23 protein-coding genes and 3 tRNA genes are annotated in these 24,752 nt (G+C 65.3%); 18 read left to right on the plus strand and 8 right to left on the minus strand.

Features of this window, described 5'->3' with window-relative positions; all coding sequences use genetic code 11:
• Positions 1 to 90 precede the first annotated feature (90 nt).
• Positions 91 to 1,035, minus strand: coding sequence for an AEC family transporter (locus AB3147_RS08335; RefSeq protein ID WP_218345077.1), 945 nt, complete (start codon positions 1,033 to 1,035; stop codon positions 91 to 93).
• A 33-nt stretch (positions 1,036 to 1,068) separates the two neighbouring features.
• The gene (locus AB3147_RS08340) at positions 1,069 to 1,971 is read right to left on the minus strand and encodes a DMT family transporter (RefSeq protein WP_367351710.1); all 903 of its coding nucleotides are present in this window, start codon (positions 1,969 to 1,971) and stop codon (positions 1,069 to 1,071) included.
• A gap of 119 nt (positions 1,972 to 2,090) precedes the next feature.
• On the opposite strand from AB3147_RS08340, the gene AB3147_RS08345 reads away from it, so the two are divergent.
• Positions 2,091 to 2,534: a GNAT family N-acetyltransferase gene (locus AB3147_RS08345; RefSeq protein ID WP_175124586.1), complete on the plus strand. Its 444-nt coding sequence runs from the start codon at positions 2,091 to 2,093 to the stop codon at positions 2,532 to 2,534.
• 217 nt (positions 2,535 to 2,751) lie between these two features.
• Here the strand turns inward: AB3147_RS08345 and AB3147_RS08350 are convergent.
• Positions 2,752 to 2,836: transfer RNA gene (locus tag AB3147_RS08350), tRNA-Leu, on the minus strand.
• Positions 2,837 to 2,997: 161 nt separating this feature from the next.
• Between AB3147_RS08350 and AB3147_RS08355 the strand changes: the two genes are divergently transcribed.
• The gene (locus AB3147_RS08355) at positions 2,998 to 3,609 is read left to right on the plus strand and encodes a tRNA-uridine aminocarboxypropyltransferase (protein ID WP_218345076.1); all 612 of its coding nucleotides are present in this window, start codon (positions 2,998 to 3,000) and stop codon (positions 3,607 to 3,609) included.
• A 164-nt stretch (positions 3,610 to 3,773) separates the two neighbouring features.
• Here AB3147_RS08355 and AB3147_RS08360 read toward each other — a convergent pair.
• Positions 3,774 to 3,858: transfer RNA gene (locus AB3147_RS08360), tRNA-Leu, on the minus strand.
• A gap of 233 nt (positions 3,859 to 4,091) precedes the next feature.
• On the opposite strand from AB3147_RS08360, the gene rnr reads away from it, so the two are divergent.
• From rnr to AB3147_RS08420, 12 genes are all read left to right on the plus strand, one after another.
• Positions 4,092 to 6,557, plus strand: a complete 2,466-nt coding sequence (gene rnr, locus AB3147_RS08365; protein WP_367351711.1) for a ribonuclease R — start codon at positions 4,092 to 4,094, stop codon at positions 6,555 to 6,557.
• A gap of 137 nt (positions 6,558 to 6,694) precedes the next feature.
• Entirely contained in the window at positions 6,695 to 7,432 is a 738-nt protein-coding gene (rlmB, locus tag AB3147_RS08370) for a 23S rRNA (guanosine(2251)-2'-O)-methyltransferase RlmB (RefSeq protein ID WP_239212115.1), read from the plus strand.
• 45 nt (positions 7,433 to 7,477) lie between these two features.
• Positions 7,478 to 8,722, plus strand: coding sequence for a cystathionine gamma-synthase family protein (locus AB3147_RS08375; protein ID WP_175124727.1), 1,245 nt, complete (start codon positions 7,478 to 7,480; stop codon positions 8,720 to 8,722).
• Positions 8,723 to 8,781: 59 nt separating this feature from the next.
• The gene (locus AB3147_RS08380; protein ID WP_175138754.1) at positions 8,782 to 9,462 is read left to right on the plus strand and encodes a Fe2+-dependent dioxygenase; all 681 of its coding nucleotides are present in this window, start codon (positions 8,782 to 8,784) and stop codon (positions 9,460 to 9,462) included.
• Positions 9,463 to 9,816: 354 nt separating this feature from the next.
• Positions 9,817 to 10,089 carry an HU family DNA-binding protein gene (locus AB3147_RS08385; RefSeq protein ID WP_003812968.1) on the plus strand — a complete coding sequence of 91 codons (273 nt, stop codon included), beginning with the start codon at positions 9,817 to 9,819 and terminating at the stop codon, positions 10,087 to 10,089.
• Positions 10,090 to 10,234: 145 nt separating this feature from the next.
• Positions 10,235 to 10,310: transfer RNA gene (locus AB3147_RS08390), tRNA-Val, on the plus strand.
• A gap of 326 nt (positions 10,311 to 10,636) precedes the next feature.
• Positions 10,637 to 11,449 (plus strand): energy transducer TonB, encoded by an 813-nt coding sequence (locus AB3147_RS08395; RefSeq protein ID WP_175124581.1) that lies wholly within the window; start codon positions 10,637 to 10,639, stop codon positions 11,447 to 11,449.
• 1 nt (position 11,450) lies between these two features.
• Positions 11,451 to 12,425, plus strand: a complete 975-nt coding sequence (locus tag AB3147_RS08400) for a MotA/TolQ/ExbB proton channel family protein (protein WP_175138753.1) — start codon at positions 11,451 to 11,453, stop codon at positions 12,423 to 12,425.
• On the plus strand, positions 12,425 to 12,919 hold the full coding sequence (locus AB3147_RS08405; RefSeq protein ID WP_286892299.1) for an ExbD/TolR family protein: 495 nt from the start codon (positions 12,425 to 12,427) through the stop codon (positions 12,917 to 12,919). Before AB3147_RS08400 ends, AB3147_RS08405 begins: the two co-directional genes overlap by 1 nt.
• Before the next feature lie 63 nt (positions 12,920 to 12,982).
• A complete protein-coding gene (locus AB3147_RS08410) occupies positions 12,983 to 13,654 on the plus strand; it encodes a response regulator transcription factor (RefSeq protein ID WP_006218435.1) in 672 nt (223 codons plus the stop codon).
• Between the two features lie 114 nt (positions 13,655 to 13,768).
• Positions 13,769 to 14,839, plus strand: coding sequence for a sensor histidine kinase (locus AB3147_RS08415; RefSeq protein WP_063952906.1), 1,071 nt, complete (start codon positions 13,769 to 13,771; stop codon positions 14,837 to 14,839).
• A complete protein-coding gene (locus AB3147_RS08420) occupies positions 14,836 to 16,764 on the plus strand; it encodes a potassium transporter Kup (RefSeq protein ID WP_175125770.1) in 1,929 nt (642 codons plus the stop codon). Before AB3147_RS08415 ends, AB3147_RS08420 begins: the two co-directional genes overlap by 4 nt.
• Positions 16,765 to 16,869: 105 nt before the next feature.
• Here AB3147_RS08420 and argG read toward each other — a convergent pair whose 3' ends face one another.
• Positions 16,870 to 18,210, minus strand: a complete 1,341-nt coding sequence (gene argG / locus AB3147_RS08425) for an argininosuccinate synthase (protein WP_175125769.1) — start codon at positions 18,208 to 18,210, stop codon at positions 16,870 to 16,872.
• A 69-nt stretch (positions 18,211 to 18,279) separates the two neighbouring features.
• Complete coding sequence (locus AB3147_RS08430) at positions 18,280 to 19,230, minus strand: LysR family transcriptional regulator (RefSeq protein WP_175125768.1); 951 nt, start codon at positions 19,228 to 19,230, stop codon at positions 18,280 to 18,282.
• 97 nt (positions 19,231 to 19,327) lie between these two features.
• Between AB3147_RS08430 and AB3147_RS08435 the strand changes: the two genes are divergently transcribed.
• The 4 genes from AB3147_RS08435 (at position 19,328) to AB3147_RS08450 (ending at position 22,322) form a co-directional block, all read left to right on the plus strand.
• Positions 19,328 to 20,194 (plus strand): amidohydrolase family protein, encoded by an 867-nt coding sequence (locus AB3147_RS08435; RefSeq protein WP_367353524.1) that lies wholly within the window; start codon positions 19,328 to 19,330, stop codon positions 20,192 to 20,194.
• Between the two features lie 69 nt (positions 20,195 to 20,263).
• The gene (locus AB3147_RS08440) at positions 20,264 to 21,217 is read left to right on the plus strand and encodes a Bug family tripartite tricarboxylate transporter substrate binding protein (RefSeq protein ID WP_367351712.1); all 954 of its coding nucleotides are present in this window, start codon (positions 20,264 to 20,266) and stop codon (positions 21,215 to 21,217) included.
• A gap of 2 nt (positions 21,218 to 21,219) precedes the next feature.
• Positions 21,220 to 21,750, plus strand: a complete 531-nt coding sequence (locus AB3147_RS08445; RefSeq protein ID WP_175138751.1) for a carboxymuconolactone decarboxylase family protein — start codon at positions 21,220 to 21,222, stop codon at positions 21,748 to 21,750.
• A gap of 11 nt (positions 21,751 to 21,761) precedes the next feature.
• Positions 21,762 to 22,322, plus strand: coding sequence for a hypothetical protein (locus AB3147_RS08450; protein WP_343736984.1), 561 nt, complete (start codon positions 21,762 to 21,764; stop codon positions 22,320 to 22,322).
• Positions 22,323 to 22,398: 76 nt separating this feature from the next.
• Here the strand turns inward: AB3147_RS08450 and argF are convergent, their stop codons facing one another.
• Both argF and AB3147_RS08460 read right to left on the minus strand, forming a co-directional pair.
• Entirely contained in the window at positions 22,399 to 23,340 is a 942-nt protein-coding gene (gene argF, locus AB3147_RS08455; RefSeq protein ID WP_175138749.1) for an ornithine carbamoyltransferase, read from the minus strand.
• A 56-nt stretch (positions 23,341 to 23,396) separates the two neighbouring features.
• Entirely contained in the window at positions 23,397 to 24,578 is a 1,182-nt protein-coding gene (locus tag AB3147_RS08460) for an aspartate aminotransferase family protein (RefSeq protein WP_367351713.1), read from the minus strand.
• Between the last annotated feature and the right edge of the window lie 174 nt (positions 24,579 to 24,752).

Consider the following 24,752-nt stretch of genomic DNA (forward strand, 5'->3'; position numbering starts at 1 on the left):
TAGCCGTCAGTCTAGTCCTGTCGTTAAATTTCTCAAACGAAGGAATTGTGCTTTAACGATAACTTCAAGTTATATAAAGTGCTCGCGCGTTCACGAGACGGGATGCGCGCTGATCCACGCCACAAGCAGGCTGACCGTCAGCACCGACGCCACGGTGCTGACGAGAATGGCGCGCGACGTAACGCGGGCATCGCGCCCATACATCTTGGCCAGCATGAAGGGGCCGGTGCCGATAGGCAGCGCGCTCATCAGAACGGCAGTCCAGGCCCACAGCGGCGGCATCGAGAACACGTAGAACGCCAGCACCGCCGTCGCAGCCGGCTGCAGCAGCAGCTTGCCCAGCACCAGGCGCAACACGCCGGGACCGGAACTGGCGGTTTCGGTCTGCGCGAGAAAAAGGCCGATGGTCACCAGCGCGCACGGGCTGGCCGATGCGCCCAGCAAGGCCACATAGCGGTCGACGCCTTCGGGCAGCGCCACGCCGGTGGCGGCCCAGCCAAGACCCAGAACCGGGGCGGCGAGCAGCGGATTGCGTACCAGCGCGCGACCCACCTTGAGCAGCGTCGCGGGGAGATTGGGTGTCTGCTGGCGGTCGAACTCGATCAGCGCGATGGCAAAGCCGAAGAGCACGCTGGCGGTCAGCAAGGTGGTGAACGTGGCGGGCGCCAGGCTGTCGGCGCCCAGCAGCGCAAGGCATAGCGGAATGCCCATGTAGCCGGCGTTGGCGTAGGACGCCGCCAGGCCTTCGATGCTGCGGTCGGTCAGCGACTGCGGTCCGCGCTTGCGCGGCAGAAAGGACACCAGGAACGTGATGGCGACGCCGCCCGCGAACGCGCCAACGAATCCCCAGTGAGCCATGTGCGCCAGATCCACCTGCGTCATGGCGCGAAACAGCAGCGCGGGCAAGGACAGGTACACCACGTAGCGGTTCAGGGCGTCGGTCGCATTGGTGCCCAGGATGCGCCAGCGGGCGGCCAGCCACCCGGTCAATATCAACGCAAAGACCGGCAGGGCGGCGGTGACGACGGCGTTCATGGGCGAGGGCGCGAAGGCGGAAAGGCGCTCATTCTACTTGCCGCCGTCGCCGGTCTTACCCGTTTTGCGCGTGACCAGCAGGATGCCCAGCGCGGCCAGCGCCATGCCGGGCCAGGCCAGCGGCGGGATGGGTTCGCGCAGGATCAGCAGCGCGATGATCGCCGTGCAGGGCGGCACCAGGAAAAACAGCGCGGACACGCGCGATGCTTCGCCGTGGCGGATCATGGCCAGCAGCAAGGTAATGGCGACGAGCGAATTGCCGACCACCAGATATGCCAGCGAACCCAGCAACGGGCCCGTCCAGTCGATGTGCATCGGTTCCAGCCAAAATGCCAGCGGCGCGGACACGGCAAGTCCGACGCCGTACTGGACAAAGTTGGACGCGACCGGATGGATCTGGGCGCCGAAGCGCTTTTCGTAGAGCGTGCCGCCGGTCAGGCAAAGCAAGGCCCCGATCGCGAAAGTCAGTCCCAATGGCGCCAGCACATCGATCGAGGCCTTGGCCACGATCACCAGCGCGGCGCCCGTCACGCCCAGCGCCAATCCGGCCCAGCGCCGCGCGTCGACGCGTTCATGCGCGAGTGCCGGCGCCAGCAGTCCGATCAAAATGGGTTGAAGCGAAGTGATGAGGGCCACCCCGCCCGCCGACATGCCCTGCTTGAGCGACAGGTAGGTAAAGCAGAAGTAGCCGGCCTGCAACAGCAAACCGACCATGGCCAGATGACCCCATGCGCTGGCGCGGGTGGGGAGCGGCGCACGAAGGGCGAGCAGCAGGGGGGTCAGGATCAGCAGCACGCAGGCGTAGCGCAGCGCCAGAAACGTGAGCGGATCGGCGTAGGCCAGGCCCACCTTCAATACGACGAAGCCGCTGGACCACAGCACGAGAAAGAGCGCGGGTGCGGCTTTCAACCAGGCAGGGGGTGCGGCAGGCGTCATGGCGGACCAGGGGCGGCAAGGGCAAGCCGCGATCGTACCCCTTTTCGCGCGTTCTTCATCCCTGCCAAAATGCGGCGTAGGATTCAGTTATTCATTTGCTGCAACGTAGGGGGAAGGACATGTCGGCCAATAGACAAACAACGGTGCGTATCGCGCTGGGGACCTGGGATCGCTTGCGCGACGATGCATATTCGGTGCGCCATGCGGTGTTCGTGGTCGAGCAGAACGTACCGCCGGAAATCGAGATGGACGACGACGATGCCGTGTCCGTGCATGCCGTGGCTTACGGGCCCGATGGCACGCCAATGGGCACGGGGCGTCTGCTGCCCGACGGTCACATCGGCCGGATGGCGGTTCACAAGCGTGCGCGCGGCATGGGGGTGGGCGGACAGTTGCTCGATGCGCTGATCGGCCAGGGCCACGGCGACGGCCATCGCATGCTGGTGCTGCATGCGCAGACGCATGCCGCAGGCTTTTACGAGGCGCATGGCTTCAAGGCCGAAGGCGAGGAATTTGTCGAGGCGGGCATTCCGCACGTGGTGATGACGCGCACGTTGAAGTAGGGCGCTGCACGATCATGCACCGCAGCCGATGGGCTGCGGTGCAGTCCGCGAACAGCGAAAGGCCGCGCCTGCGAAACAACGAACCGCGCCAAAGAACCGTGCCAAAGACCTGCGCACGCAAAACAAAAACGCGCGCACAAAGCAAAAACCCCGAACGCTTTCGCATTCGGGGTTTTTCTTTTGGCGCATCACGACAGGTACCTCGTGATGTAGTAATTGGTGCCCAGGAGAGGACTCGAACCTCCACACCTTGCGGCACACGGACCTGAACCGTGCGCGTCTACCAATTCCGCCACCTGGGCGCTGTTGCTTCACATGTTGCGTCGCTTTCGCTTCGTTTCGTGTTCAGCAGCAGAGGAACGAGATTATGCACACTTTTTTTGATGTGTGCAAGTCGTGCTGCTTTTTTTTCACTTTTTTTTGGGCGGGCCGCGAACAGGCCGCTTTCGATATAGTGTCGCCCATGTCTCGAGCCCTCTGTACGCGCTGCCTGCGCCCACTGTCGCATTGCCTTTGCGCGTTGATTCCATCGTTGTCTTGCCGTACTCGCGTGGTGGTGCTGCAGCATCCCAGCGAAGCGCGCCACGCGTTGAACACGGCGCGTCTTGCGGTGCTGGGTCTGGCGGGGGCGCGCCGTGTGGTGGGCGAGTACTTTTCGGAGTCTGAATGGGCAGTGCCGGGTCATGCGCCGCGCCTGCTGTTTCCCGGAGAGGGCGCCGAGGTGCTGACGCCGGGTTATGGCCAGGACCTGGGCATGCCCGTCCGGCTGATCGTGCCTGACGGCACATGGGGGCATGCGCGCAAGCTGCTGCACATCAATCCGGCGCTTGCCGCGCTGCCTCGCGTGATGCTGCCGCCGGGGTTGACGACACGCTATCGGGTGCGCCACGCCGACGTGGCAGGCGCGCTGTCCACCATCGAAGCGGTGACGCACGCACTGAACGCCATCGAGGCGCCGCGCAACTTTGACGCGCTGCTTGCGCCGTTCGAGGCATTGATCGATGGGCAGATCGACGGCATGGGCGCCGATCTTTATGCGCGTCATCATTTGAATCGCAAGGTGCCCTGGCGATAACCGAAGCGAGGGCGATGCGGCGCTGATATCTGGCGCGCGCAGATTCCGGCAAGCGATCACAGAAAGAAAACACAAAAGCAAAAGCCCCGGAAACCTTTCGATTTCCGGGGCTTTTTAGCCTTATTTCACCAAGCCAGTTGAAAACTGTCTTGATTAGAATTCCGTGGTGCCCAGGAGAGGACTCGAACCTCCACACCTTGCGGCACACGGACCTGAACCGTGCGCGTCTACCAATTCCGCCACCTGGGCACTGAAAGATACTGTCAGAACTATGTGCTACGCTGCGTTCCAGTCACTTGGGTTGGTTTTAAGCGTTGACCTAATCAGCCAGCTTTGAACTAATCCATGCGTCTGAATGCAGTTGGTTTTACAATCGGTTTTTTCAAACCCGGTTTTCTCAAAACCGTTCTGACCATTTCTGCTTCAGTGTTCAGCCTTGGGCGAACCACAGAAGCTGCGCATTATATACGGAAAATTTAGCTTTGGCAAAACGATCGAATAACGAATCCAATAAGAACAGATCAACACCCTTGCCCGAAGCGCCGCCGGACTTCGACCCTGATGTTCCGTCCCGTGAAGCCATCCTGACAGCGCTGCGCGCCGCGGGTTCGCCGTTGTCTCCGGCTGAGCTGGCTGAGCGTATGGGCGTCGAGCGCGAGACGACGTTGGTGGGGTTTGAACGCCGCCTGGGCGCCATGGAGCGCGACGGGCAGTTGCTGCCCAACCGCAAGGGGGTGCTGCTGCTGGCGACCAAGCTCGACTTCGTGGCGGGCAAGGTGCTGGGTCATCGCGACGGCTTCGGTTTCCTGCTGCGCGACGACGGCGGTCCGGATCTGTTCCTGTCCCCTCGCGAAATGCTCAAGGTGCTGCATGGCGACCGCGTGCTGGTCAAGCCGGGCGGCGAATACCGGGGCAAGCCGGAAGGCACCATCGTCGAAGTCATCGAGCGCCGCACCAATAAGCTGGTGGGGCGCTTTCTGCACGAACATGGTCTGTCCATCGTCGTGCCCGAAGATCAGCGCATCAAGCACGACATCCTGATTCCGCCCAGCGACACCAATGGCGCCCAGCACGGGCAGGTGGTCGCGGTGGAAATCATGGCGCAGCCCACGCGCCATACGCAGCCGCTGGGCCGCGTGGCCGAGGTGCTGGGCGAGATCGACGATCCCGGCATGGAAATCGAAATTGCCGTGCGCAAGTTCGATGTGCCGGTCGACTTCACTGATGGCGCCTTGAAGCAGGCCGCGCGCCTGCCGGACACGGTCCGCAAATCCGACCTGAAAGACCGGGTCGATCTGCGCGACGTGCCGCTCATCACCATCGACGGCGAAGACGCCCGCGATTTCGACGACGCGGTGTATTGCGAGCCGGTGGAGCTGGGCACGGGCCAGCGCAAGCGTCCGGGGTGGCGCCTGCTGGTGGCCATTGCCGACGTCAGCCATTACGTCCGTCCGGGCGATGCGCTGGACGACGATGCGATCGAACGCGGCACCAGCGTGTATTTCCCGCGCCGGGTCATTCCGATGCTGCCCGAGTCGCTGTCCAACGGCCTGTGTTCGCTGAATCCGGACGTCGACCGCCTGGTGCTGGTGTGCGACATGGTCATTCCGGCCAGCGGCGCCAAGGCCGGCACGGTCACGGCGTACCAGTTCTACAACGCGGTCATGCACTCGCACGCCCGCACCACCTACACGAACATCTGGGCGGCCCTGCAGCAGCCGGGCGGACCGGCCGCGCATGCGATGCGCAGCGTGATGCCGCAGGTCCAGCATCTGTACGAGCTTTTCCAGCTGCTGTCGCAAGGCCGCAAGAAGCGTGGCGCCATTGATTTCGATACTGTCGAAACCAAGATCGTCTGCAACGAGCTGGGCCGCATCGAACAGATCGTGCCGTCCGTGCGCAACGACGCGCACAAGCTCATCGAAGAGTGCATGTTGGCCGCCAATACCTGCGCGGCGGACTTCATGACGCGCAGCAAGCATCCCGGCCTGTACCGCATCCACGAAGGCCCCACGCCGGAACGCCTGCAGTCGCTGCGCGAATTCCTGCGCACGATGGGGCTGTCGCTGGGCGGGGGCGACACGCCCACCGCCAAGGACTACGGCGATTTCCTGGATTCCGTGCGCGGGCGCCCCGACTACCAGCTGCTGCAGACCATGTGCCTGCGCTCGATGCAGCAGGCGGTGTACAGCCCCGACAACATGGGTCACTTCGGCCTGTCCTATCCGGGCTACAGCCACTTCACCTCGCCGATCCGCCGCTATCCCGACCTGCTCACGCACCGCGTGATCAAGGCGCTGCTGGCGGGGCAGCGGTATGTGCCCAGCCTGGACGACCACGCCGTCGTCATCGGCCGCACGCAGCGCGAACACGAACACGCCATCTGGGAAAAGATGGGTCTGGTGCTGTCCGCCAGCGAGCGCCGCGCCGACGAGGCCTCGCGCGATGTCGAGGCCTGGCTCAAGTGCTGGTTCGTCAAGGAGCGCGTGGGCGAAGACTTCAGCGGCACAGTCACCGGCGTGGCAAGCTTCGGCATCTTCGTCACCCTGGACACGCTGCACGTCGAGGGTCTGGTGCACGTCTCGGAGCTGGGCGGCGAGTACTTCCAGTTCAACGACGCCCTGCACGAACTGCGCGGCGAACGCACCGGCATGCGCTACCGCCTGACGGACAAGGTGCAGGTGCAGGTGTCCCGCGTGGACCTGGAAGCGCGCCGCATCGAGTTTCGGCTGGTGCAGGGCACGAGTTTCGACGCGCTGCGCAAGGCGGCGGCGCGCGGGCCCGATGAGCCCATGCGCCGGGTCAAGAAGGCCGCGTCCCCCAAGCCCGCGGGCCTGAAGGGTCAAACTGCAAAGGAACGGCGCGCCGCGGCCAAAAAGGCCAGCAAGCCGCCCAAGGCCACTCAGCGGGCCGCGCCCGCCAAGAAGGCCACCCGCAAGCGCCACTGAGCGGCGGCGCGGATCCTTATGGCCATGCCGTCGTTTGGCGGTGTGGCTGTAAGGGGTAACATTGCGGTTATTGCCGGTCCTGTCCGGTGGCCCGCCCCCTCTGGGGCGGGTATTCGTTTATCTAAAGGTATTGTTTTATGGCGTCGACCCAAGTCCTGGCCGGGTTTCACGCGGTTGTCGCGCGGCTGCGCCACGCGCCCGAGTCGATCAAGGAAATCTACGTCGAGGCCTCGCGCCGCGACAAGCGCATGCAGACATTCATCGAGCAGGCCGAGCGGGCTGGCTGCCGTCTGCACCCGGTTCCCATGGAGCGCCTGGACGGCCTGTCGCGCGGCACCCGTCACCAGGGCGTCGTGGCGCTGGCCGAAGAGCGCCAGTTGGCGGTGGATGTCGACGAAGTGCTCGACGTGATCGAAGGGCCGCCGCTGCTGCTGATTCTCGATGGCGTGACCGACCCCCACAATCTGGGCGCGTGCCTGCGTACCGCCGACGCGGCGGGCGTGCACGCGGTGATCGCGCCGCGTGATCGCGCGGTTGGACTGAACGCCACCGTGCAGCGCGTTGCGTGCGGCGCGGCGGATACGGTTCCGTATTTGATGGTGACCAACCTGGCGCGCACCATGCGCAGCCTGAAGGATCGCGGCGTGTGGCTCGTCGGCACGGACGATCAGGCCACCGACAGCATGCACAAGATCGACGCGCGCCAGCCGATGGCCTGGGTCATGGGCGCCGAAGGCGAGGGCATGCGCCGCCTCACGCGTGAAACCTGCGACCAGCTCGTCAACATCCCGATGCTGGGTTCGGTGGAAAGCCTGAACGTCAGTGTCGCCAGCGCCGTCTGCCTGTACGAGACCGTGCGCCAGCGCCAATCGTGATCCATCTAATCCTGTAGATACCCTTCTTTCTTGCGTCTGCCCATCATGCACCAGAACGGCTTTACCACCACGATCCTCCATTCCGACCGCAATCAATCCGTCGAGCACGGAGCGGTGCACAAGCCGATGCATCCGTCGTCCGAGTTTGCCTACGACGACGCGCGCGAGCTGGCTGCCGTGTTCCAGGGCAAGGCGGGCTTCACTTATGCGCGCCAGGGCACGCCGACCACGACCGCGCTGGAAGCCAAGATCAGCCAGATGGAAGGCGGCAAGGGCACGGTCAGTTTCTCGACCGGCATGGCTGCGCTGGCCGCCATCTTCACCACGCTGCTGCGCCGGGGCGACCACCTGGTGTCCAGCCAGTTCGTGTTCGGCAACACCAACAGCCTGTTCGGCACACTGCAGGAACTGGGCGTGGAGATCACCTTTGTCGACGCGACGGATTCGTCGCAGGTGCGCGCCGCCATCCAGCCCAATACGCGCATGGTCTTTACCGAGACCATTGCCAACCCGGGCACGCAGGTGGCCGACCTGGCCGTGATCGGCGAGATCTGCCGCGAAAAGGGGCTGGTCTATGTGGTGGACAACACGCTGACCTCGCCGTGGATGTTCCGGCCTGCTTCCGTGGGCGCATCGCTGGTGATGAACTCGCTGTCCAAGTACATCGGCGGTCATGGCAACGCGCTGGGCGGCGCCGTGACCGACACGGGCCTTTATGACTGGGCCGGCAACGAGAATATCTACGAGGCCTATCGCAAGGGGGCGTCGACCGGTTGGGGCCTCACGCAGATCAAGAAAAAGGGCCTGCGCGACATGGGCGGCACGCTGGCCGCCGAGCCGGCGCACCGCATTGCGGTGGGCGCCGAGACGCTGGCGCTGCGCATGGCCAAGCACTGCGCCAATGCACTGGCGCTGGCGCGCTTTCTGGAAGAGCACCCGGGCGTGGCGAAGGTGCATTACCCGGGCCTTGCAAGCCATCCGCAACACGCGCGCGCCGCGGCGCTCTTCGGCTCGCGGTTCGGCGGCCTGCTGGGCGTCGAGTTGGCAGATGGCGTCGATTGCTTCGACTTCCTGAATCGGCTGCGTGTCGTGCTGATGGCGACGCACCTGGGTGACACGCGCAGTCTGGCGCTGCCGGCCGCCCACACCATCTATTACGAGATGGGCGCGGAGCGCCGCCAGCAGATGGGCATTGCGGACAGCCTGATCCGCGTGTCGGTGGGCATCGAAGACGAAGCCGATTTGCTGTTTGATTTCGATCAGGCGCTCAATGGTTGCCTGAAGGGATAATGCTGCAGGCGCGGCTCCCCGCCAGGGCCGCGCCGGCAACGCAATCGGGGTAGGAACCCATGCTTATACAGATCGCAGAAGTCTTCACGCCGCAAGAGGCGGCCGACATCCGCCAGCGGCTGGATGCCGCGGACTGGGTAGACGGCAAGGTCACCGCCGGCCATCAATCGGGGCAGGTCAAGCACAACCGGCAATTGCCCGAACAGCATCCCCTGGCGCAAGAGCTCGGCACGCTGATCCTGCAGCGCCTGTCGGGCAACAATCTCTTCATGTCGGCTGCGTTGCCGCGCAAGATCTTCCCGCCGCTGTTTAATCGCTACGAAGGCGGCGAGGCCTTCGGCTATCACGTCGACAACGCCGTGCGCGGCATCGCGGGTTCACCGGAGCGCGTGCGCACCGACCTGTCCGCGACGCTGTTCTTCTCGGATCCCGACAGCTACGACGGCGGCGAGCTCGTCATCGACGACACCTATGGTCCGCGCGCCGTAAAACTGCCGGCAGGGCATATGGTGCTGTATCCGGGCACCAGCCTGCACAAGGTCAATCCCGTGACGCGCGGCGCGCGCGTCAGTTCGTTCTTCTGGATGCAGAGCCTGGTGCGCGAAGACAGCCAGCGCGCATTGCTGCTGGACATGGACGTGGCTATCCAGCGCTTGAACCAGGATGTGGCGGGGCATGCGTCGATCGTGCAGCTCACCGGCATTTATCACAATCTGCTGCGTCGCTGGGCCGACGTTTGATGAAGCTTAAAGTGTTTATTTGGGGTGTCGTGCAAACCCCGAAATTCGCGTTTTTGTTTATTGCGAAAACGGCTAAAAGCTAGTATTGACGCGGGTTGCGGTCAGGTTTTCTCTTGACAGCCGCTCTACGCCAAGGCCTAATACACCTCTGCGTCGCTGACGGTTTGCAGGCAAAAAGCCAGCAAATCCTAAGCGGCGCAGCAGTTTAAAAGTTGTGCTTTGCAGCGCAAGAAAAAAGTTTATCCACTGTCTGTTCGTCGTTTGCCTGGTCTCGCGTCCATTTGTGGCATCCATCCTGACGGCCATGAACTCCGCCCCCCGGCAGACTCCACACCTTGTGAGGGGTACACCTGCATGAACAAAACCGAACTCATCGATCACATCGCCAGCAAGGCCGATATCTCCAAGGCTGCTGCCGGCCGTTCGCTCGACGCCCTGATCGGTGCCGTGAAGACCACGCTGAAGAAGGGCGGTACGGTCACGCTGGTCGGTTTCGGCACGTTTGCCGTGTCGGCTCGCGCCGCGCGCACTGGCCGTAACCCGCGCACCGGCGAAACCATCAAGATCAAGAAGGCCAAGGTGCCGAAGTTCCGTCCGGGCAAGGCCCTGAAGGACGCCGTCAACTGATTGACGGCAGCGGATCGCAAGGCGCCTGGCGCTGCGATTTGCCCACAAGTACGCGGTCCGGTATACTCCGGCCCGCGTATTGCTTTTGAGTACCCCAAATTGGTAATTCCCGCGTGTTAATCGCGCCGGGCAATTGCACTGAAATGGGTGCTTAGCTCAGTTGGTAGAGCGGCGCCTTTACACGGCGTAGGTCACAGGTTCGACCCCTGTAGCACCCACCAGAAGCACACGATCCCGGTTGGGCAGGCACACCGCGCCTCGTTCCGGATCCGTATCTAACCCGCACACGGCGACGTGGCGGGTTTTTTGTTTTTCCGGTGGGCGTTTTCAGTGCCGCTACGCGCGAGCGTCCGCCTTTTTTCGTAAGCGTTTATTGATTCCGCTTTGATCTCCATCAGCGGTGTTACGCTGTTCCATTCGAAATACAACGTGCGAATCATTCGCATTTAAGATACTATGTCGGGCTTGTACCGGTCAGCCGGCGTCGCCGTTTTGTGCGCGTCATTTCTCTGGCTGGCCGGAAAAGTCAATGCACCCTGGCTGATTCATGCCTAGTCTTCAACCCGGTTGGAATTCTTCTTCGCGGTCTTCTTTTGGTATACGCGCAGGCGCTGGCCTGGCGGTCGTCGCGCTTCATGCAGCGGTGATCGGCGCCATCTTCATGGCGCCGGAAAGTCGTCCTGAATTGGAGGAACCCGAGGCAATCATGGTGAGCGTGGTGGATGCCCCCATCCCCCAGATCGCCAAAGCCGAACCCACTCCCGAAGTGCCGCAGCCGGTGACCGAGACGCCGCCCGAGCCTGAACCCGAGATCGAGCCCGAACCCGAGCCCGAACCCGAGTTGAAGCCCGAGCCGGAGCCGGAACCCGAGCCCGAACCGGTGGTGGAAAAGCCGCCGATGCCGGCGCCCAAGCCGCCTCCGCCTAAACCCAAGCCCAAACCCAAGCCAAAGCCCAAGCAGGAAGTCAAACCCGAGCCCAAGCCCGAAACGCCGCCGCAGCCGACGCCGCCCAGTGGTGCGCCGGAAGGCACGCAGGCGCCGCAGGGCCCGACGCAGGGACCACCTCCCGATCAGCCCGTGCTGGTCTCGAGCATCGAGTTCCAGGGTGCGCGTCCGATGCCCAACTATCCGATGGCGTCGCGCCGCATGCGGGAAGAGGGCCGGGTCGTGGTGCTGGTGGAAATCAATACCCAGGGGTTGGTCGAGCGGGCAACCATCGATGCTTCGTCGGGCTTTCCGCGCCTGGACGAATCGGCGCTGGCAGCCGCCCGCAAAGGCCGCTTCAAGCCGTACACCCGTAATGGCGTGGCTTATCCCGCCAAAGCAAAAATTCCGTTCGATTTCGTAATGAGGAACTGAGATGTCCAACGCACTGCATAGCGCCACTCTGGTGGCGCAGGCGACCACCAGCCCGGCAGCGCCGGCTGCAGGCGCCGCGCCCGCGGCCGCCGCGGCCGCACCCGCAGCCCAGCAAGCCGCCACGACGGGCGGCGATGTAGTCCAGCAGGCTGCTGGCGCCGTTCAGCAATCGGCCGACGCGCTGCACAGCGCCGCGGCGGCGCTGCCGGCCGCGCCTGCGCCCGCGCCCGTCCCCGACATGGGCTTCCTGCACTTCGTCGCCCAGAGCGACTTCGTGGGCAAGAGCCTGTTCGTCATCCTGATCCTCATGTCGCTCGTGACCTGGTATCTCATCCTGGTCAAGGCAGGCAGCAACGTCAGCATGCGCAAGCGTTCGGCAGACTTCCTGAACAAGTTCTGGAATGCCAGCTCGCTGGAACAGGTCGAACACGAAATCAACACGCACGGCGCGCGCGATCCGTTCTCGCATCTGGCCAGCCACGCGATGCACGCGCAGGCGCACCACAACAAATTCGGCGCCACCAAGCTGGAAGAGTCGGGCAGCAATTCGGATTTCGTCACGCGCACCATGCGTAAGGTCATCGACGAAGAAACGGCCAAGCTGGAAAACGGCCTGACCGTGCTGGCCTCGGTGGGTTCGACGGCGCCGTTCGTCGGCCTGTTCGGCACGGTGTGGGGCGTGTATCACGCGCTGGTCGGCATCGGGCTGTCCGATGGCGTGACCATCAACCGCATCGCCGGTCCGGTGGGCGAAGCCCTCATCATGACGGGCCTGGGCCTGGCGGTGGCTATTCCGGCCGTGCTGGCGTACAACACCTTCGTGCGCAACAACCGCGTGTACTTGTCGCGCCTGGATGCCTTTGCACATGACCTGTTTGCGTTCCTGACCACCGGCCAGCAAGTTGCGCTGTCCGACGGCAAGGTGCGCGCGCTGCGTCGCCAGAACGGCCACGCGGCTCAACGCGGGAGCGAATAATGGCCTTTGGCAGCTTTGAGGGTAAAGGGTCCGGAAGCCATGCGGTGTCCGAGATCAACATGGTGCCCCTGATCGACGTCATGCTGGTGCTGCTGGTGATCTTCATCATCACGGCGCCGCTCCTGGCGCACTCGATCAAGATCAACATGCCCCAGGTGGCTGCCGAGCAGATCGAGGAAGAACCCAAGACCGTGGACCTGGCGATCGACGCCGCGGGCGCACTGTTCTGGGACGAGAAGCCGGTCAATATCGACGACCTGCCCAATCGCTTCAAGTCGATCGCCGGCACCAAGCCGCAACCCGAGATCCGCATCCGCGCCGATCAGAACACCCGTTACGAAACGCTGGCCAAGGTTATGGCCTCGGCGCGCCGCTCGGGCATGACACGTATCGGTTTCGTCACGACGCCGCCCTCGGGTGGCGCTACGGCGGCGGGTGCTCCCGCTTCGGGCGCACCTGCCGCGGCTCCGGCCCCGGCACCGTCCGGCCGGTGAACGAATCCAGGAAGGGGGCGCATTTCGCGCCCCTTTTTTTTTGGATCGCGCTAGAATCGCGGCATGCGAGTTCTGGTAATCGAAGACGACACCACCCTGGGCCATGCGCTCCAGGAATTCCTGGCCGACCAGGGTTATGCGGTCGACTGGCTGACCGAGGGCGACCGGGTTCTGGGCGCGCTGGCGGGCCAGCCGTATGACCTCATGCTGCTCGACCTCAATCTTCCCGGCATGAGCGGCCTGGACGTGCTGCGGCAATTGCGGCAGGACGGCAATCAGGTTCCCGTGCTCATCCTCACCGCTCGCGATGGCATCGAAGACCGCGTTGCCGGTCTGGACGCCGGAGCGGACGACTACGTCACCAAACCCTTCGAACTGCCCGAGCTGGCCGCACGTGTGCGCGCCTTCGGCCGCCGTCGTGCCGGCCAGGCCCAGCCGCTCATCGAAGTCGGCCCGCTGGTGTTCGACACCGTCGGCCGCGAAGTCCGCGCCAATGGCCAGCGCCTGTCGCTGTCGGTGCGTGAACTTTCCGTCCTCGAAATGCTGATGGCCCGCGTGGGCCGCGTCGTGACCAAGCGCCAGATCGTCAATTCCCTGTCCGCCTGGGACGCGGATTTCAGCGAGAACGCCGTCGAAGTCTACGTGTACCGCTTGCGCAAGCGCCTGGAAGGCACGGGCGCCAGCATCCAGACGGTACGTGGCTTTGGCTACATGCTGGATGTGGAAACGGCCTGACGGGCCGGCCGCGGCCGGCGATCGCCGTCCGCGCGTTTTCATCCGCCTCATCGAGGGCTTCGCGCCATGACGCAGGAACGCACCCCCCAACCGTCTCCGGCTGCGCGCCCCCCCATGCTTCCCTCCCGATCGCTTGCCCGGCATCTCGTCATCCGGTTGATGCCGCCCATTCTGCTGCTCGTCCTGCTGGATCTGGCGGCAACCTGGGTCATCACCCACAAGATCGACATGTCGCTGTGGATGCTGGAAGACTTCTTCTGGCTGATGGTCGTGGGCCAGGTGGCGTTGATCGCGCTGTTTGCATGGGTGGTGATGCAGGGTGTGCGGTCCGGCCTGCGGTCGGTGAACCATCTGTCTGAAGAAATCCGGCAGCGCTCCATCGACGACATGCAGCCGCTGGAGGTTGCAGGTGTGCCCGTGGAGATCGAACCGCTGGTCACGCACACCAATGATCTGCTGCTGCGGCTGGATGCGTCGCTGGCCGCGCAGCGGCGCTTCATTGGTCACGCCGCGCATCAGTTGCGCACGCCGCTGTCGGGCCTGCGGCTGGAATCCGAACTCATGCTGGCGCGCCCCTTGCCCGACGACGTGCGGGCCCGTGCAGAGCGCATCAAGGCAGTCAGCGACCGCATGATCCGGCTGGGCCAGCAGCTGCTGGTACTGGCCCGCGCCGATCCCAATGCGCGCCCACAGGACAGCTTTGTGCGCATCGACCTGTGCGAGTGGGTGCGGGTGCATGGCGCCGAATGGTTTCCGCGGGTGCGCGAGGCGCACTACGAATTGGATCTGGCCGCGCCCGAAACGCCCATCTGGATCGACGCGGACCCCTTGCTGCTTGCGGAGCTGCTGGGCAACCTGATCGATAACGCGCTGCGCTATGGCAACCCGACGGGGCGCATCACGCTGATCGTGGGCGCCAATCCGCCCTCGCTGACCGTCGAAGACGACGGGCCCGGCATTCCGCCCGAAGAGCGCGACCGCGTGTTCGAGGCGTTCTACCGGTCGCCCACCGCGACGGCCGGCGGTTCGGGCCTGGGACTGGCCATCGTGCGAGAAATCGCGCACGCGCACGGCGCGTGGTGGAAGCTCACCAGCCGGCCCGATTTTTCCGGGACGCGGCTGTCCGTCGTATTTCCCGGCCCTCGCAAGGGGGCTCAACTCACTCGCCAAGAACCCGCATCATGAGCCAAGGCACGGTCAGCGCTGCTTCTTTGCCCCCAGGTCACCCGGGCGGCGCCCACGCCCCATCGTCGCGTGCGGCGCTGGTCCTGGGCGCGCTGGGCGTGGTGTACGGCGACATCGGCACCAGCCCGCTTTACACGCTGCGCGCCTGTCTGACCGGCCTGAGCGTGCATACCGACCTGGAGCCGGCCCATCTGCTGGGCGTGCTGTCCATCCTGTTCTGGATGCTGATGGTGGTGGTGTCCCTGAAATATGTGATGCTGGTGCTGCGCGCGGACAACCGCGGCGAGGGTGGCACGCTGGCGCTGCTGGAACTGGCGGTGCGCGCGCGCGAGGGCAAGCTGCGCTGGGTGCTGATTGTGCTGGGTATCTTCGGCGCGGCGCTGTTCTACGGCGATAGCATGATCACGCCGGCGATTTCGGTGTTGTCGGCGCTGGAAGGCATCGGCATCGTGTCGCATACGCTGGACCACTGGGTGGTGCCGATCGCGCTGGTCGTGCTGATCGCATTGTTTGCGATCCAGTCGCATGGCACGGCCGCCATGGGCAAGCTGTTCGGTCCGGTGATGTTCCTGTGGTTCGCCACGCTGGCGGCCCTGGGCGGCTGGCAGATCTGGCAGACGCCCGAGGTGCTGGCCGCGTTGAACCCGATGTGGGGGCTGCGCTTCATCGTCGAAGCGCCGTGGGTCAGCTTCGTGTTGCTGGGCGCGGTGGTGCTGGCGCTGACCGGGGCCGAGGCCCTGTATGCCGACATGGGCCACTTTGGCCGCCCGGCGATCCGCCGGGCCTGGTTCAGCATGGTGCTGCCGGCGCTGACGCTGTGCTACTTCGGCCAAGGGGCGCTGCTGCTGCGCGATCCCACCGCCATCCGCAATCCGTTCTTCCTGATGGCGCCGGAATGGGGGCTTGCCCCGCTGGTCGCGCTGGCCACCATCGCCACCATCGTGGCGTCGCAGGCCGTGATTTCGGGCGCCTATTCGGTGACGCGCCAGGCAGTGCAGCTGGGCTTCTGGCCCCGCATGCAGATCCTGCACACGTCCGCGATCGAGAAGGGCCAGATCTATCTGCCGCAGGTCAACGCGCTGCTGCTGTGCGCGGTGCTGATCCTGGTGCTGTGGTTCCGCAATTCCGACAACCTGGCCGCGGCCTACGGCTTTGCGGTGACGGGCACGATGTTCACGACGTCGGTGCTGGCGTTTGCGGTGCTGCCGCGCGGCAGCACGGGCATCAAGCGCATGATGTGGTTCCTGGTGCTGGGCCTGTTGCTGCTGCTGGACGTGCTGCTGTTTTCGGCCAACGTCTTCAAGATTCACGAAGGCGGCTGGCTGCCGCTGGTGGTGGCGATCGTGGTGTTCACGCTGATGATGACGTGGCGGCGCGGCCGTCGTCTCTTGTCCGACATGCAGCAGCGCGACCGCCAGCCGCTCAAGGAATTCATGGAGCAGCTCGAGCAGTATCCGCCGTCGCGCGTGCCGGGCACCGCCATCTTCATGACGATGAATTCGGGCAACGTGCCGCCAGCGTTGCTGCACAACCTGAAACACAACAAGGTGCTGCACGACCACGTGCTGTTCCTGTCGATCCAGTCGGCCGACGTGCCGTATATCGCGCCCGAAGAGCGCTTCGAGGTGAACAAGCTCAGCGCATCGAGCTGGGCTGCGACGGTCACCTACGGCTTCAAGGAAGATCCGGACGTGCCGGAGGCGCTGCGCCTGATTGCCGAAGCGTATCCGGAGCTGGACCTGGAGCCGATGCGCACGTCGTTCTTCCTGTCGCGTCAGACGGTGGTGGCGGCCAGGAAGCCCGCCTTGTCGCGGTGGCGGCGCGCGGTGTTCTCGTTCATGGCGCGCAATTCGACCCGCAGCACCAAGTTCTTCAAGATCCCGGCGAACCGGGTCGTGGAGATGGGCATGCAGGTCGAACTGTAGAAGCCGCGCTGCCCGCGTCGCGGCCTCGCCGCGCCGGGCCACAACAGCCAGGCGAAAAAAAACCCTCGGTGTGAACACTGAGGGTTTTTGTTTGGCCTTGAAGAATTACTTCTTCGAGGTCGTGTCCTTCAGTTGGGGCAGCGACGTGCCGCTGGAGGCGAGCAGGCCGGTCTTGACGTACGTGAACAGCTTTTCGCGCGTGTCGACGATGTCGAGGTTGCGCATGGTGAGCTGGCCGATGCGGTCCGCCGGCGTGAAGGGGGCATTTTCCACCTTCTCCATGGACAGACGCTCGGGCGCGTACGTGAGGTTGGGCGACACGGTGTTCAGCAGCGAATAGTCGTTGCCGCGGCGCAGTTCGATGGTGACTTCGCCAGTGACGGCGCGGGCCACCCAGCGCTGGGCGGTTTCGCGCAGCATGATGGCTTGCGGGTCGAACCAGCGGCCCTGGTACAGCAGGCGGCCCAGCTTGCGGCCGTTTTCGCGGTACTGCTCGATCGTGTCTTCGTTGTGGATGCCGGTGACCAGGCGCTCGTAGGCGATGAAGAGCAGGGCCAGGCCCGGGGCTTCGTAGATGCCGCGGCTCTTGGCTTCGATGATGCGGTTTTCGATCTGGTCGCTCATGCCCAGGCCGTGACGGCCGCCGATGCGGTTGGCTTCGAGCAGCAGTTCGACGGGATCAGCGTATTCGACGCCGTTCAGGGCGACGGGCTGGCCTTCTTCGAAGCGGACCGTGACTTCCTCGGCCTTGACGGCGACGTCGTCGCGCCAGAACGCCACGCCCATGATGGGCTTGACGATGCGGATGCCGGAATTCAGGTGTTCCAGGTCCTTGGCTTCGTGCGTGGCGCCGAGCAGGTTGGAGTCGGTGGAGTAGGCCTTTTCAGCCGACATCTTGTAGTCGAAACCGGCTTGGCGCATGTATTCGGACATTTCCGAACGGCCGCCGAGTTCGTCGATGAAGCGCTGGTCGAGCCAGGGCTTGTAGATCTTGAGTTCCGGGTTGGTGAGCAGGCCGTAGCGGTAGAAACGCTCGATGTCGTTGCCCTTGAACGTGCTGCCGTCGCCCCAGATGTTGACGTTGTCTTCCTTCATGGCGGCGACCAGCATCGTGCCGGTGACGGCGCGGCCGATGGGCGTCGTGTTGAAGTACGTGATGCCGGCGGTCGAGATGTGGAACGCGCCCGACTGCAGGGCGGCGATGCCTTCGGCCACGAGCTGCGCGCGGCAGTCGATCAGGCGGGCGTTTTCGGCGCCGTAGGCCAGGGCCTTGCGGGGAATCTCGTCGTAGTCGGATTCGTCGGGCTGGCCCAGGTTGGCGGTGTAGGCGTAGGGGATGGCGCCGTTGTTGCGCATCCAGAGGAGCGCAGCGCTGGTGTCCAGGCCGCCGGAAAAGGCGATGCCGACTTTCTGGCCGGTGGGCAGGTTCGGGAGGATAGTGGTCATTGTTTGAGGTGAGACGCCAACAGGACTTTGACAGCAACGAGCCGCCAAACAAGAAAATAGCCCGCCATTTTAACTCTTTTGAGGGGGGCTGGCCGCCGGGGTTGCGGCGCGGGGGGCGCCTGGCGCGAACAGCTCGGCAAGCCGCAGGCCGCGGATCAGCTCGCCCGTGGCCGCGGCCAGCCGGGTGGCTGGGCGATGGCGGGCGCTGGCCAGCACCAGGTTGTTGGTGATCGTCGGGGAGCCAATGGCGCACAGGGACAGTTCATGTTCGGCGGCCGGACCGCGCGCCGCCGAGCGCGGCAGGATGGCGTAGGCGTCGCCCTGCGCGGCCAGTTCCACGATGGTCTGCACGGCGTCGACCTCGGCCGCGACCTTGAGCCGCACACCCTGCGCACGGCAGACGCTTTCAACGAGGGTGCGGATGGCGTTGGGCAGGCTGGGCAGCACCAGCGGATAGTCGCCCAGCCGCGCGACCGGCACGCGGGCGGGCAGGGGCGGCTGATGGCCCGCGGCCGCGGCCAAGACGAGGTCTTCGCGAAAGAGTGACTCGTAGACCAGTTGCGGGGAAGGGGCGGGATCGTACAGCAAGGCCAGGTCCACCCGGCCGGCGAGCAGCCATTCGCGCACCTGGGCGCTCAGGCCTTCGGCCACCGCGATGGAGGCATCGGGGAAATTCTGGCGGAACGCCTGCACCAGCGGCGGCGTGAGCACGCGCGCGATGCGGGGCGGCAGGCCGATCATGACCTTGCCGGTGGGCGTTTCGCGCAGCGTCTGCAGATCCTCCTTGGCGCGCTCGGCCAACGCCAGCAGGGCGCGGGCGTGCTCGAGAAAGCGCAGTCCCGCTTCCGTGGGCTCGGCGCCGCGCCCGTTGCGGTAGAGCAGATGCTGGCCCAGCTCCAGTTCCAGCAGCCGCACCTGACGGCTGAGTGTGGGCTGCGCGACGTCCAGCATTTCAGCGGCGCGCGAGAAGCTGCGTCGCTCGGCCACGCGCACGAAGTACTCGATCTGCTTGAGATCCATCGGGATATTAGGTTTTTCGATATTAGAAATATACGGTATAGCATTGTTCGCCCTCCGGCATTCCGCGACCATGGCGCTTTCCATGCAGGAAGTCCCCGTGCCCGATTGCCGTCCGCCGCTTGCCTCGCCCTCCCGTCCCCGCCACGCGCTGCCGCCGGGCGCGTGCGACGCGCATTGCCACGTCTTCGGACCGGGCGATGTGTTTCCGTATGCCGAAGGCCGGTCGTACACGCCGCCGGACGCGTCGTTCGCCAGCATGGCGGCGCTGCATGCCCATCTGGGCATCGAGCGCGCGGTCGTGGTGCAGGCCAACTGCCATGGATCGGACCATCGCGCCTTGCTGGACGCGCTGGCGCGCAGCAACGGCAGATATCGCGGCGTGGCGCTGCTGGGGGCGGACGCCACGGCCGCCAGCGTGAAGGCGCTGCACGAAGGCGGCGTGCGGGCTGCGCGGTTCAACTTCGTGCCGCATCTGGGCGGCGCGCCCGAGCCGGCGGTGTTCGACCACGTGGTCAAGCTGATCGCGCCGTTGGGATGGCACCTGTGCCTGCACGTGGGCGGCGCGATGCTGCCCGAACTGCTGCCGCGACTGCTCACGCTGCCGGTGCCGTTCGTCGTGGACCACATGGGCAGGCTGAAGGCGGCCGATGGGCTTGATTCACCGGCGATGCGCGCGTTGCTCAGCCTGGCGGACGTAGGCCAGGCGTGGGTCAAGGTGTCCGGCATCGACCGGATCGCCGCCGGCCGCCGCCCCTTTGCGGAAGGCATTCCCTTCGTGCGCGCGCTGGTTGAGGCCTTGCCGGACCGCACCTTGTGGGGCACGGACTGGCCGCATCCGAATGTGGCCGGCGATATGCCGGACGACGGTGAACTGGTCGACACGTTTTTCGAAGCGTGCCCGGACGCCGGACTGCGCCAGCGCGTGCTGGTGGACAACCCGGCGCGGCTTTACGGATTTCAGTAGCACAGAGAAAGCGGAACGAGGGCCAGGAAGCCCCCGCCGCAAGCACATCCCCATCAACGAGGAGACACCATGTTCAAGAAAATCATCTCGGCCGCCGTGCTGAGCCTGGCCGCCGCTGGCGCGGCCCACGCCGACGGTCCCGTGCGCCTGATCATCGCGTTCCCGCCGGGCGGCCCCGTGGATCTGGTGGGCCGCGTGCTGGCCGAGCAGCTGGGCAAGGAGCTCAAGCAGAACGTCATCGTCGAAAACAAGGCGGGCGCCAACGGCAACATCGCGGCCGCCTACGTGGCCAAGGCGCCGGCCGACGGCTCGGTGCTGTTCCTGACCAGCGTGGGCGCGGTGGCAATCAGCCCGGCGCTGTACAAGGACCTGCCGTATGACCCCGCGCGCGATTTCGCGCCGGTCTCGCGCGTGGTGAACAACGCCACGGTGTTCGTGGTGAATCCGTCCAACCCGGCGAAGGACGCCGCCGACTTCGTGAAGAAGTCGCAGGCCGCGTCGCAGTCCGTGGCCATCGGCTCGTCAGGTATCGGCAGCATTCCGCACCTGACGCTGGAAATGTTTGCCGATTCCAGCAAGGCCAAGGTGCTGCACGTGCCTTACAAGGGCGCGGCGCCCGTCATCAACGACGTGATGGGCAATCAGGTGTCCGGTTTCTTCGGCGACGTGCCCGGCCTGATCGGCCATATCCAGGGCGGCAAGCTCAAGCCGTTGGGCCTGGCCGCGCCGACACGCCATCCGCTGCTGCCCGACGTGAAGACGATGGCCGAGCTGGGCATCCCCGGCGTCGAATCGAACAACTGGTACGGCCTGGTCGCGCCCGCGGCCACGCCCGCCGCTACCGTCGACAAGCTGAACCAGGCCGTGCGCGCCGCGCTGGCCAACGAGGCCGTCCGCGCCCGCCTGGAGAAGTTCGGCGCCGAGGCCGCGCCCAGCACGCCGCAGGAACTGGGCGCGCTGATCGCCGCCGACCGCGAAAAATGGACCGCGCTGATCCAGCGCAAGAACATCCGTCCGGAGTAAGCATGAGCGCCCGCCGAATCGAACCCGTGGTGCCGGGCACCCGCCCGGAGCTGGCCGTGCTGGAGGCGCGCATCGCCGCCGCGCGCGGCCGCATCTCGCCGCTGTACCAGGTGCTGCTGAACAGCCCGGCGGTGGTCGAGGGCTGGGAAGCCATGCTGACCGCGATCCGGCAGAAGACGTCGCTGGCGCCGCGGTTGCGCGAGCTGATCATCCTGCGCGTTGCGACGCTGAACAATGCGCCGTACGAGTTCGAGGCGCACGTGCCGCACGCGCTGGCGGGCGGCATGCCGCAGACCGTCATCGACGTGCTGCGCGGCAACCCCGCGCCGGATCAGGTGCAGGGCCTGGAACCGGGAGAGGCCGAGGTGCTGGCGCTGACCGACGCCATGACCCGTGACATCGAGGTGCCGGACGCGGTGTTCGCGCCCCTGCGCGAACGCTACGATGATGCGCAACTGGTGGAACTGACCGCAACGGTGGGCGCCTACAACATGGTGTCGCGCTTCCTGGTCGCCTTGCGCGTCGGACATTGAAGGAGAGGGCTGTGCAGGAAACGATGTTGCTGGTGTCGCTGGGCGAACGGTTTGACGAGGCGCGCGCCCGTGATCTGGCCGAGCGCCTTGCGGACGGGCTGGCGGATGTGAAGATCAGCGCCTTTGCCGCGCTGGAAGCCGAGGAGACCTACGTAACCGTGCGCGGGGCCCGTACATTCCCGGAGATCCAGGCTCGTCTGAACGAACTGGCGCCCGGCTCCCATGCGCGGGTGCTGCACCAGACGCTGGATCTGCCTGGCGCGTCGGCGGGGCAGGAGGCGCCGTGGCATTACATCGTCGAAACCGACGTGTTGCCCGAGGCCGAGGCCGACCTGAACGCCTGGTACGACCAGGAGCATCTGCCAGGGCTGGCGTCGGTGCCCGGCACGGTGCGCGCGCAGCGTTGGGAATGCCGCGACGAATCGCCGCGCTACCTGGCCTGCTACGACCTGCATACGCAGGAGACCTTTGGCAGCCCGCCGTGGCTGGCGGTGCGTGCGACTGACTGGAGCAGCCGGGTGCGGCCGTCGTTCCGCAACACGCGGCGCACGATGTTCAGGAAGATCCTGTAGCACCAAGCGGTCTAGAAAGCAGAAGGGCCCGGACATCGCAGGATGCCCGGGCCCTTCTCATGTATGCAGGACAGGTTTAGTCGACCTGACCCAGCAGCAGGAATTCCATCAGCGCCTTCTGCACGTGCAGGCGGTTTTCGGCTTCGTCCCAGACCACGCTCTGCGGTCCGTCGATGACTTCGCCGGTGACTTCCTCGCCGCGGTGGGCGGGCAGGCAGTGCATGAAGACGGCCTGCGGGTCGGCCGCCGCCATCATCTCGGCGTCCACGCACCAGTCGGCGAACGCGGCGCGGCGCTCTTCGTTTTCGGCCTCGTAGCCCATGCTGGTCCACACGTCGGTGGTGACCAGGTGCGCGCCCTTGCAGGCTTCCATGGGGTCCTTGAACTGGCGCAGCACCTTGTCGGACGGCGTGCCGATGCGCGAGGCTTCGAGTTCGTAGCCGGCCGGCGTGGACACATGCAGCGTGAAGCCCAGCATTTCGGCCGCGTGCAGCCACGTGTAGGCCATGTTGTTGGCATCGCCCACCCAGGCGACCGTCTTGCCGGCGATGGGGCCGCGGTGCTCGATGTAGGTGAAGATGTCCGCCAGGATCTGGCAGGGGTGGAATTCATTGGTCAGGCCGTTGATCACGGGCACGCGCGAATGCGACGCGAAGCGCTCGATGCGGGTCTGCTCGAACGTGCGGATCATGACGATGTCGACCATGCGCGAGATCACGCGCGCGGTGTCCTCGATGGGCTCGGAGCGGCCGAGCTGCGAGTCGTTGGACGTCAGGTTGATGACCGAGCCGCCCATCTGGTACATGCCGGCCTCGAATGACACGCGGGTGCGCGTGCTGGCCTTTTCGAACACCATTGCCAGCGTGCGGTCGTGCAGCGGCATGTGGGGCTCATAGCGTTTGAACTTTTCCTTGATCAGGCGCGCGCGGTCCAGCACGTAGGCGATCTCGGCGGACGAGAAGTCCTTGAACTGCAGAAAGTGCCGCAGCGGGCCGTTTTGAGTCGTGGGAGGAGTCATGTTGATGTCGCAGGTCATTGTGCCCCGCCAGGCTCGTGGCCCGGCAGGGACGTTGATTATGGTTTTTCGGCCAGGAACTGTTGAATGAGCGGCACCAGCAGGGCGACGATCTGGTCGGCCTCCTGGCGCGTCAGGATCAGCGGCGGCAGCATGCGGATGACGCGGTCGCGCGTGACGTTGATGAGCAGGCCTGCTTCCAGGGCGCGCAGCGCAAGGACGCCGCAGGGGCGGGCCAGCTCGATGCCCAGCATGAGGCCGCGGCCGCGGATGTCGGTCACGCCGGGCGTGCCGGCCAGCGCGCTGGCCAGGCGGTCTTTCAGGTATTCGCCCACGTCATGGGCGTTTTCAAGCAGGTTTTCGGATTCCAGCGCATCGAGCACTGCAAGGCCTGCCGCGCACACGAGCGGCCCGCCGCCGAACGTGGTGCCATGGCTGCCCGGCGTAAACACACCTGCGGCCGGGCCCGCGGCCAGCATCGCGCCGATGGGCACACCGCCCGCCAGGCCCTTGGCCAGCGTCATGACGTCGGGGCGGATGTCGGCCCATTGGTGCGCGAACCATTTGCCGGTGCGGCCGATGCCGGACTGCACTTCGTCGATCATCAGCAGCCAGCCGCGCTCGGTGCACAGTTGGCGCAGCGCCTGCAGGTAGGCGATGTCGGACGGGCGGATGCCGCCTTCGCCCTGCAGGACTTCCAGCAGCACGGCGATGGTGCGCGGCTCGGCGTCGCCGGCGGCACGCACCGCGTCCAGGTTGTTGTACGGCACCTGGATGAAGCCGCTGGGCAGGGGCTCGAAGCCTTTGCGCGCCTTGTCGCTGCCGGTAGCCGCCAGCGTGGCCAGCGTGCGGCCATGCCAGGACGAATCCATGGTGATGATGTGGGCGTGCTTGTTGCCGCGCTGATAGGCGTAGTAGCGGGCGAGCTTGATGGCCGCTTCGTTGGCCTCGGAGCCGCTGTTGTTGAACGCGACTTCCTGCATGCCGGACAGCGCCGTCAGCCGGGCGGCAAGCTCGGTCTGCTGCGGGATGTCGTAGATGTTGGAGGTATGGATGACGCGGGCCGCCTGCTCGGCGATGGCGGCGACCAGCTTCGGATGGGCATGGCCCAGGCACGAAACGCCGATGCCGGCCAGGGCATCCAGGTACTTGCGGCCGCCTGCGTCCCACAGCCAGACACCCTGGCCGTGCGTGAACGATACCGGCAGCCGGGCATAGATATTGGCCAGAGGCGAGCTCATCGCGGATCCTCCTGGGGGAATGGCATCGACAGCATGCCCGCTTGCTAGGGCGAATCAGGGGCGAATCGCGGTTCGAAAGAGGGCAAAGGATCAATCATATACAATTCGCGGCGCGGCACGCATGTTTGATCACGCCGAAGATCCGGCTTTCGTGAAAGGCGTCCCGCAGTGAAG

It is taken from the genome of Achromobacter animicus (genome assembly GCF_040775605.1).
Classification (GTDB): Bacteria; Pseudomonadota; Gammaproteobacteria; order Burkholderiales; family Burkholderiaceae_B; genus Achromobacter; species Achromobacter animicus.

Excerpts from the sequence above, each read along its gene's own strand:
- AB3147_RS08335 (WP_218345077.1), bottom strand. The coding sequence starts at position 1,035 with ATGAACGCCGTCGTCACCGCCGCCCTGCCGGTCTTTGCGTTGATATTG.
- AB3147_RS08340 (WP_367351710.1), bottom strand. The coding sequence starts at position 1,971 with ATGACGCCTGCCGCACCCCCTGCCTGGTTGAAAGCCGCACCCGCGCTC.
- AB3147_RS08345 (WP_175124586.1), top strand. The coding sequence starts at position 2,091 with ATGTCGGCCAATAGACAAACAACGGTGCGTATCGCGCTGGGGACCTGG.
- AB3147_RS08355 (WP_218345076.1), top strand. The coding sequence starts at position 2,998 with ATGTCTCGAGCCCTCTGTACGCGCTGCCTGCGCCCACTGTCGCATTGC.
- rlmB (WP_239212115.1), top strand. The coding sequence starts at position 6,695 with ATGGCGTCGACCCAAGTCCTGGCCGGGTTTCACGCGGTTGTCGCGCGG.
- AB3147_RS08375 (WP_175124727.1), top strand. The coding sequence starts at position 7,478 with ATGCACCAGAACGGCTTTACCACCACGATCCTCCATTCCGACCGCAAT.
- AB3147_RS08380 (WP_175138754.1), top strand. The coding sequence starts at position 8,782 with ATGCTTATACAGATCGCAGAAGTCTTCACGCCGCAAGAGGCGGCCGAC.
- AB3147_RS08385 (WP_003812968.1), top strand. The coding sequence starts at position 9,817 with ATGAACAAAACCGAACTCATCGATCACATCGCCAGCAAGGCCGATATC.
- AB3147_RS08395 (WP_175124581.1), top strand. The coding sequence starts at position 10,637 with ATGCCTAGTCTTCAACCCGGTTGGAATTCTTCTTCGCGGTCTTCTTTT.
- AB3147_RS08400 (WP_175138753.1), top strand. The coding sequence starts at position 11,451 with ATGTCCAACGCACTGCATAGCGCCACTCTGGTGGCGCAGGCGACCACC.
- AB3147_RS08405 (WP_286892299.1), top strand. The coding sequence starts at position 12,425 with ATGGCCTTTGGCAGCTTTGAGGGTAAAGGGTCCGGAAGCCATGCGGTG.
- AB3147_RS08410 (WP_006218435.1), top strand. The coding sequence starts at position 12,983 with ATGCGAGTTCTGGTAATCGAAGACGACACCACCCTGGGCCATGCGCTC.
- AB3147_RS08415 (WP_063952906.1), top strand. The coding sequence starts at position 13,769 with ATGCTTCCCTCCCGATCGCTTGCCCGGCATCTCGTCATCCGGTTGATG.
- AB3147_RS08420 (WP_175125770.1), top strand. The coding sequence starts at position 14,836 with ATGAGCCAAGGCACGGTCAGCGCTGCTTCTTTGCCCCCAGGTCACCCG.
- argG (WP_175125769.1), bottom strand. The coding sequence starts at position 18,210 with ATGACCACTATCCTCCCGAACCTGCCCACCGGCCAGAAAGTCGGCATC.
- AB3147_RS08430 (WP_175125768.1), bottom strand. The coding sequence starts at position 19,230 with ATGGATCTCAAGCAGATCGAGTACTTCGTGCGCGTGGCCGAGCGACGC.
- AB3147_RS08440 (WP_367351712.1), top strand. The coding sequence starts at position 20,264 with ATGTTCAAGAAAATCATCTCGGCCGCCGTGCTGAGCCTGGCCGCCGCT.
- AB3147_RS08445 (WP_175138751.1), top strand. The coding sequence starts at position 21,220 with ATGAGCGCCCGCCGAATCGAACCCGTGGTGCCGGGCACCCGCCCGGAG.
- argF (WP_175138749.1), bottom strand. The coding sequence starts at position 23,340 with ATGACTCCTCCCACGACTCAAAACGGCCCGCTGCGGCACTTTCTGCAG.
- AB3147_RS08460 (WP_367351713.1), bottom strand. The coding sequence starts at position 24,578 with ATGAGCTCGCCTCTGGCCAATATCTATGCCCGGCTGCCGGTATCGTTC.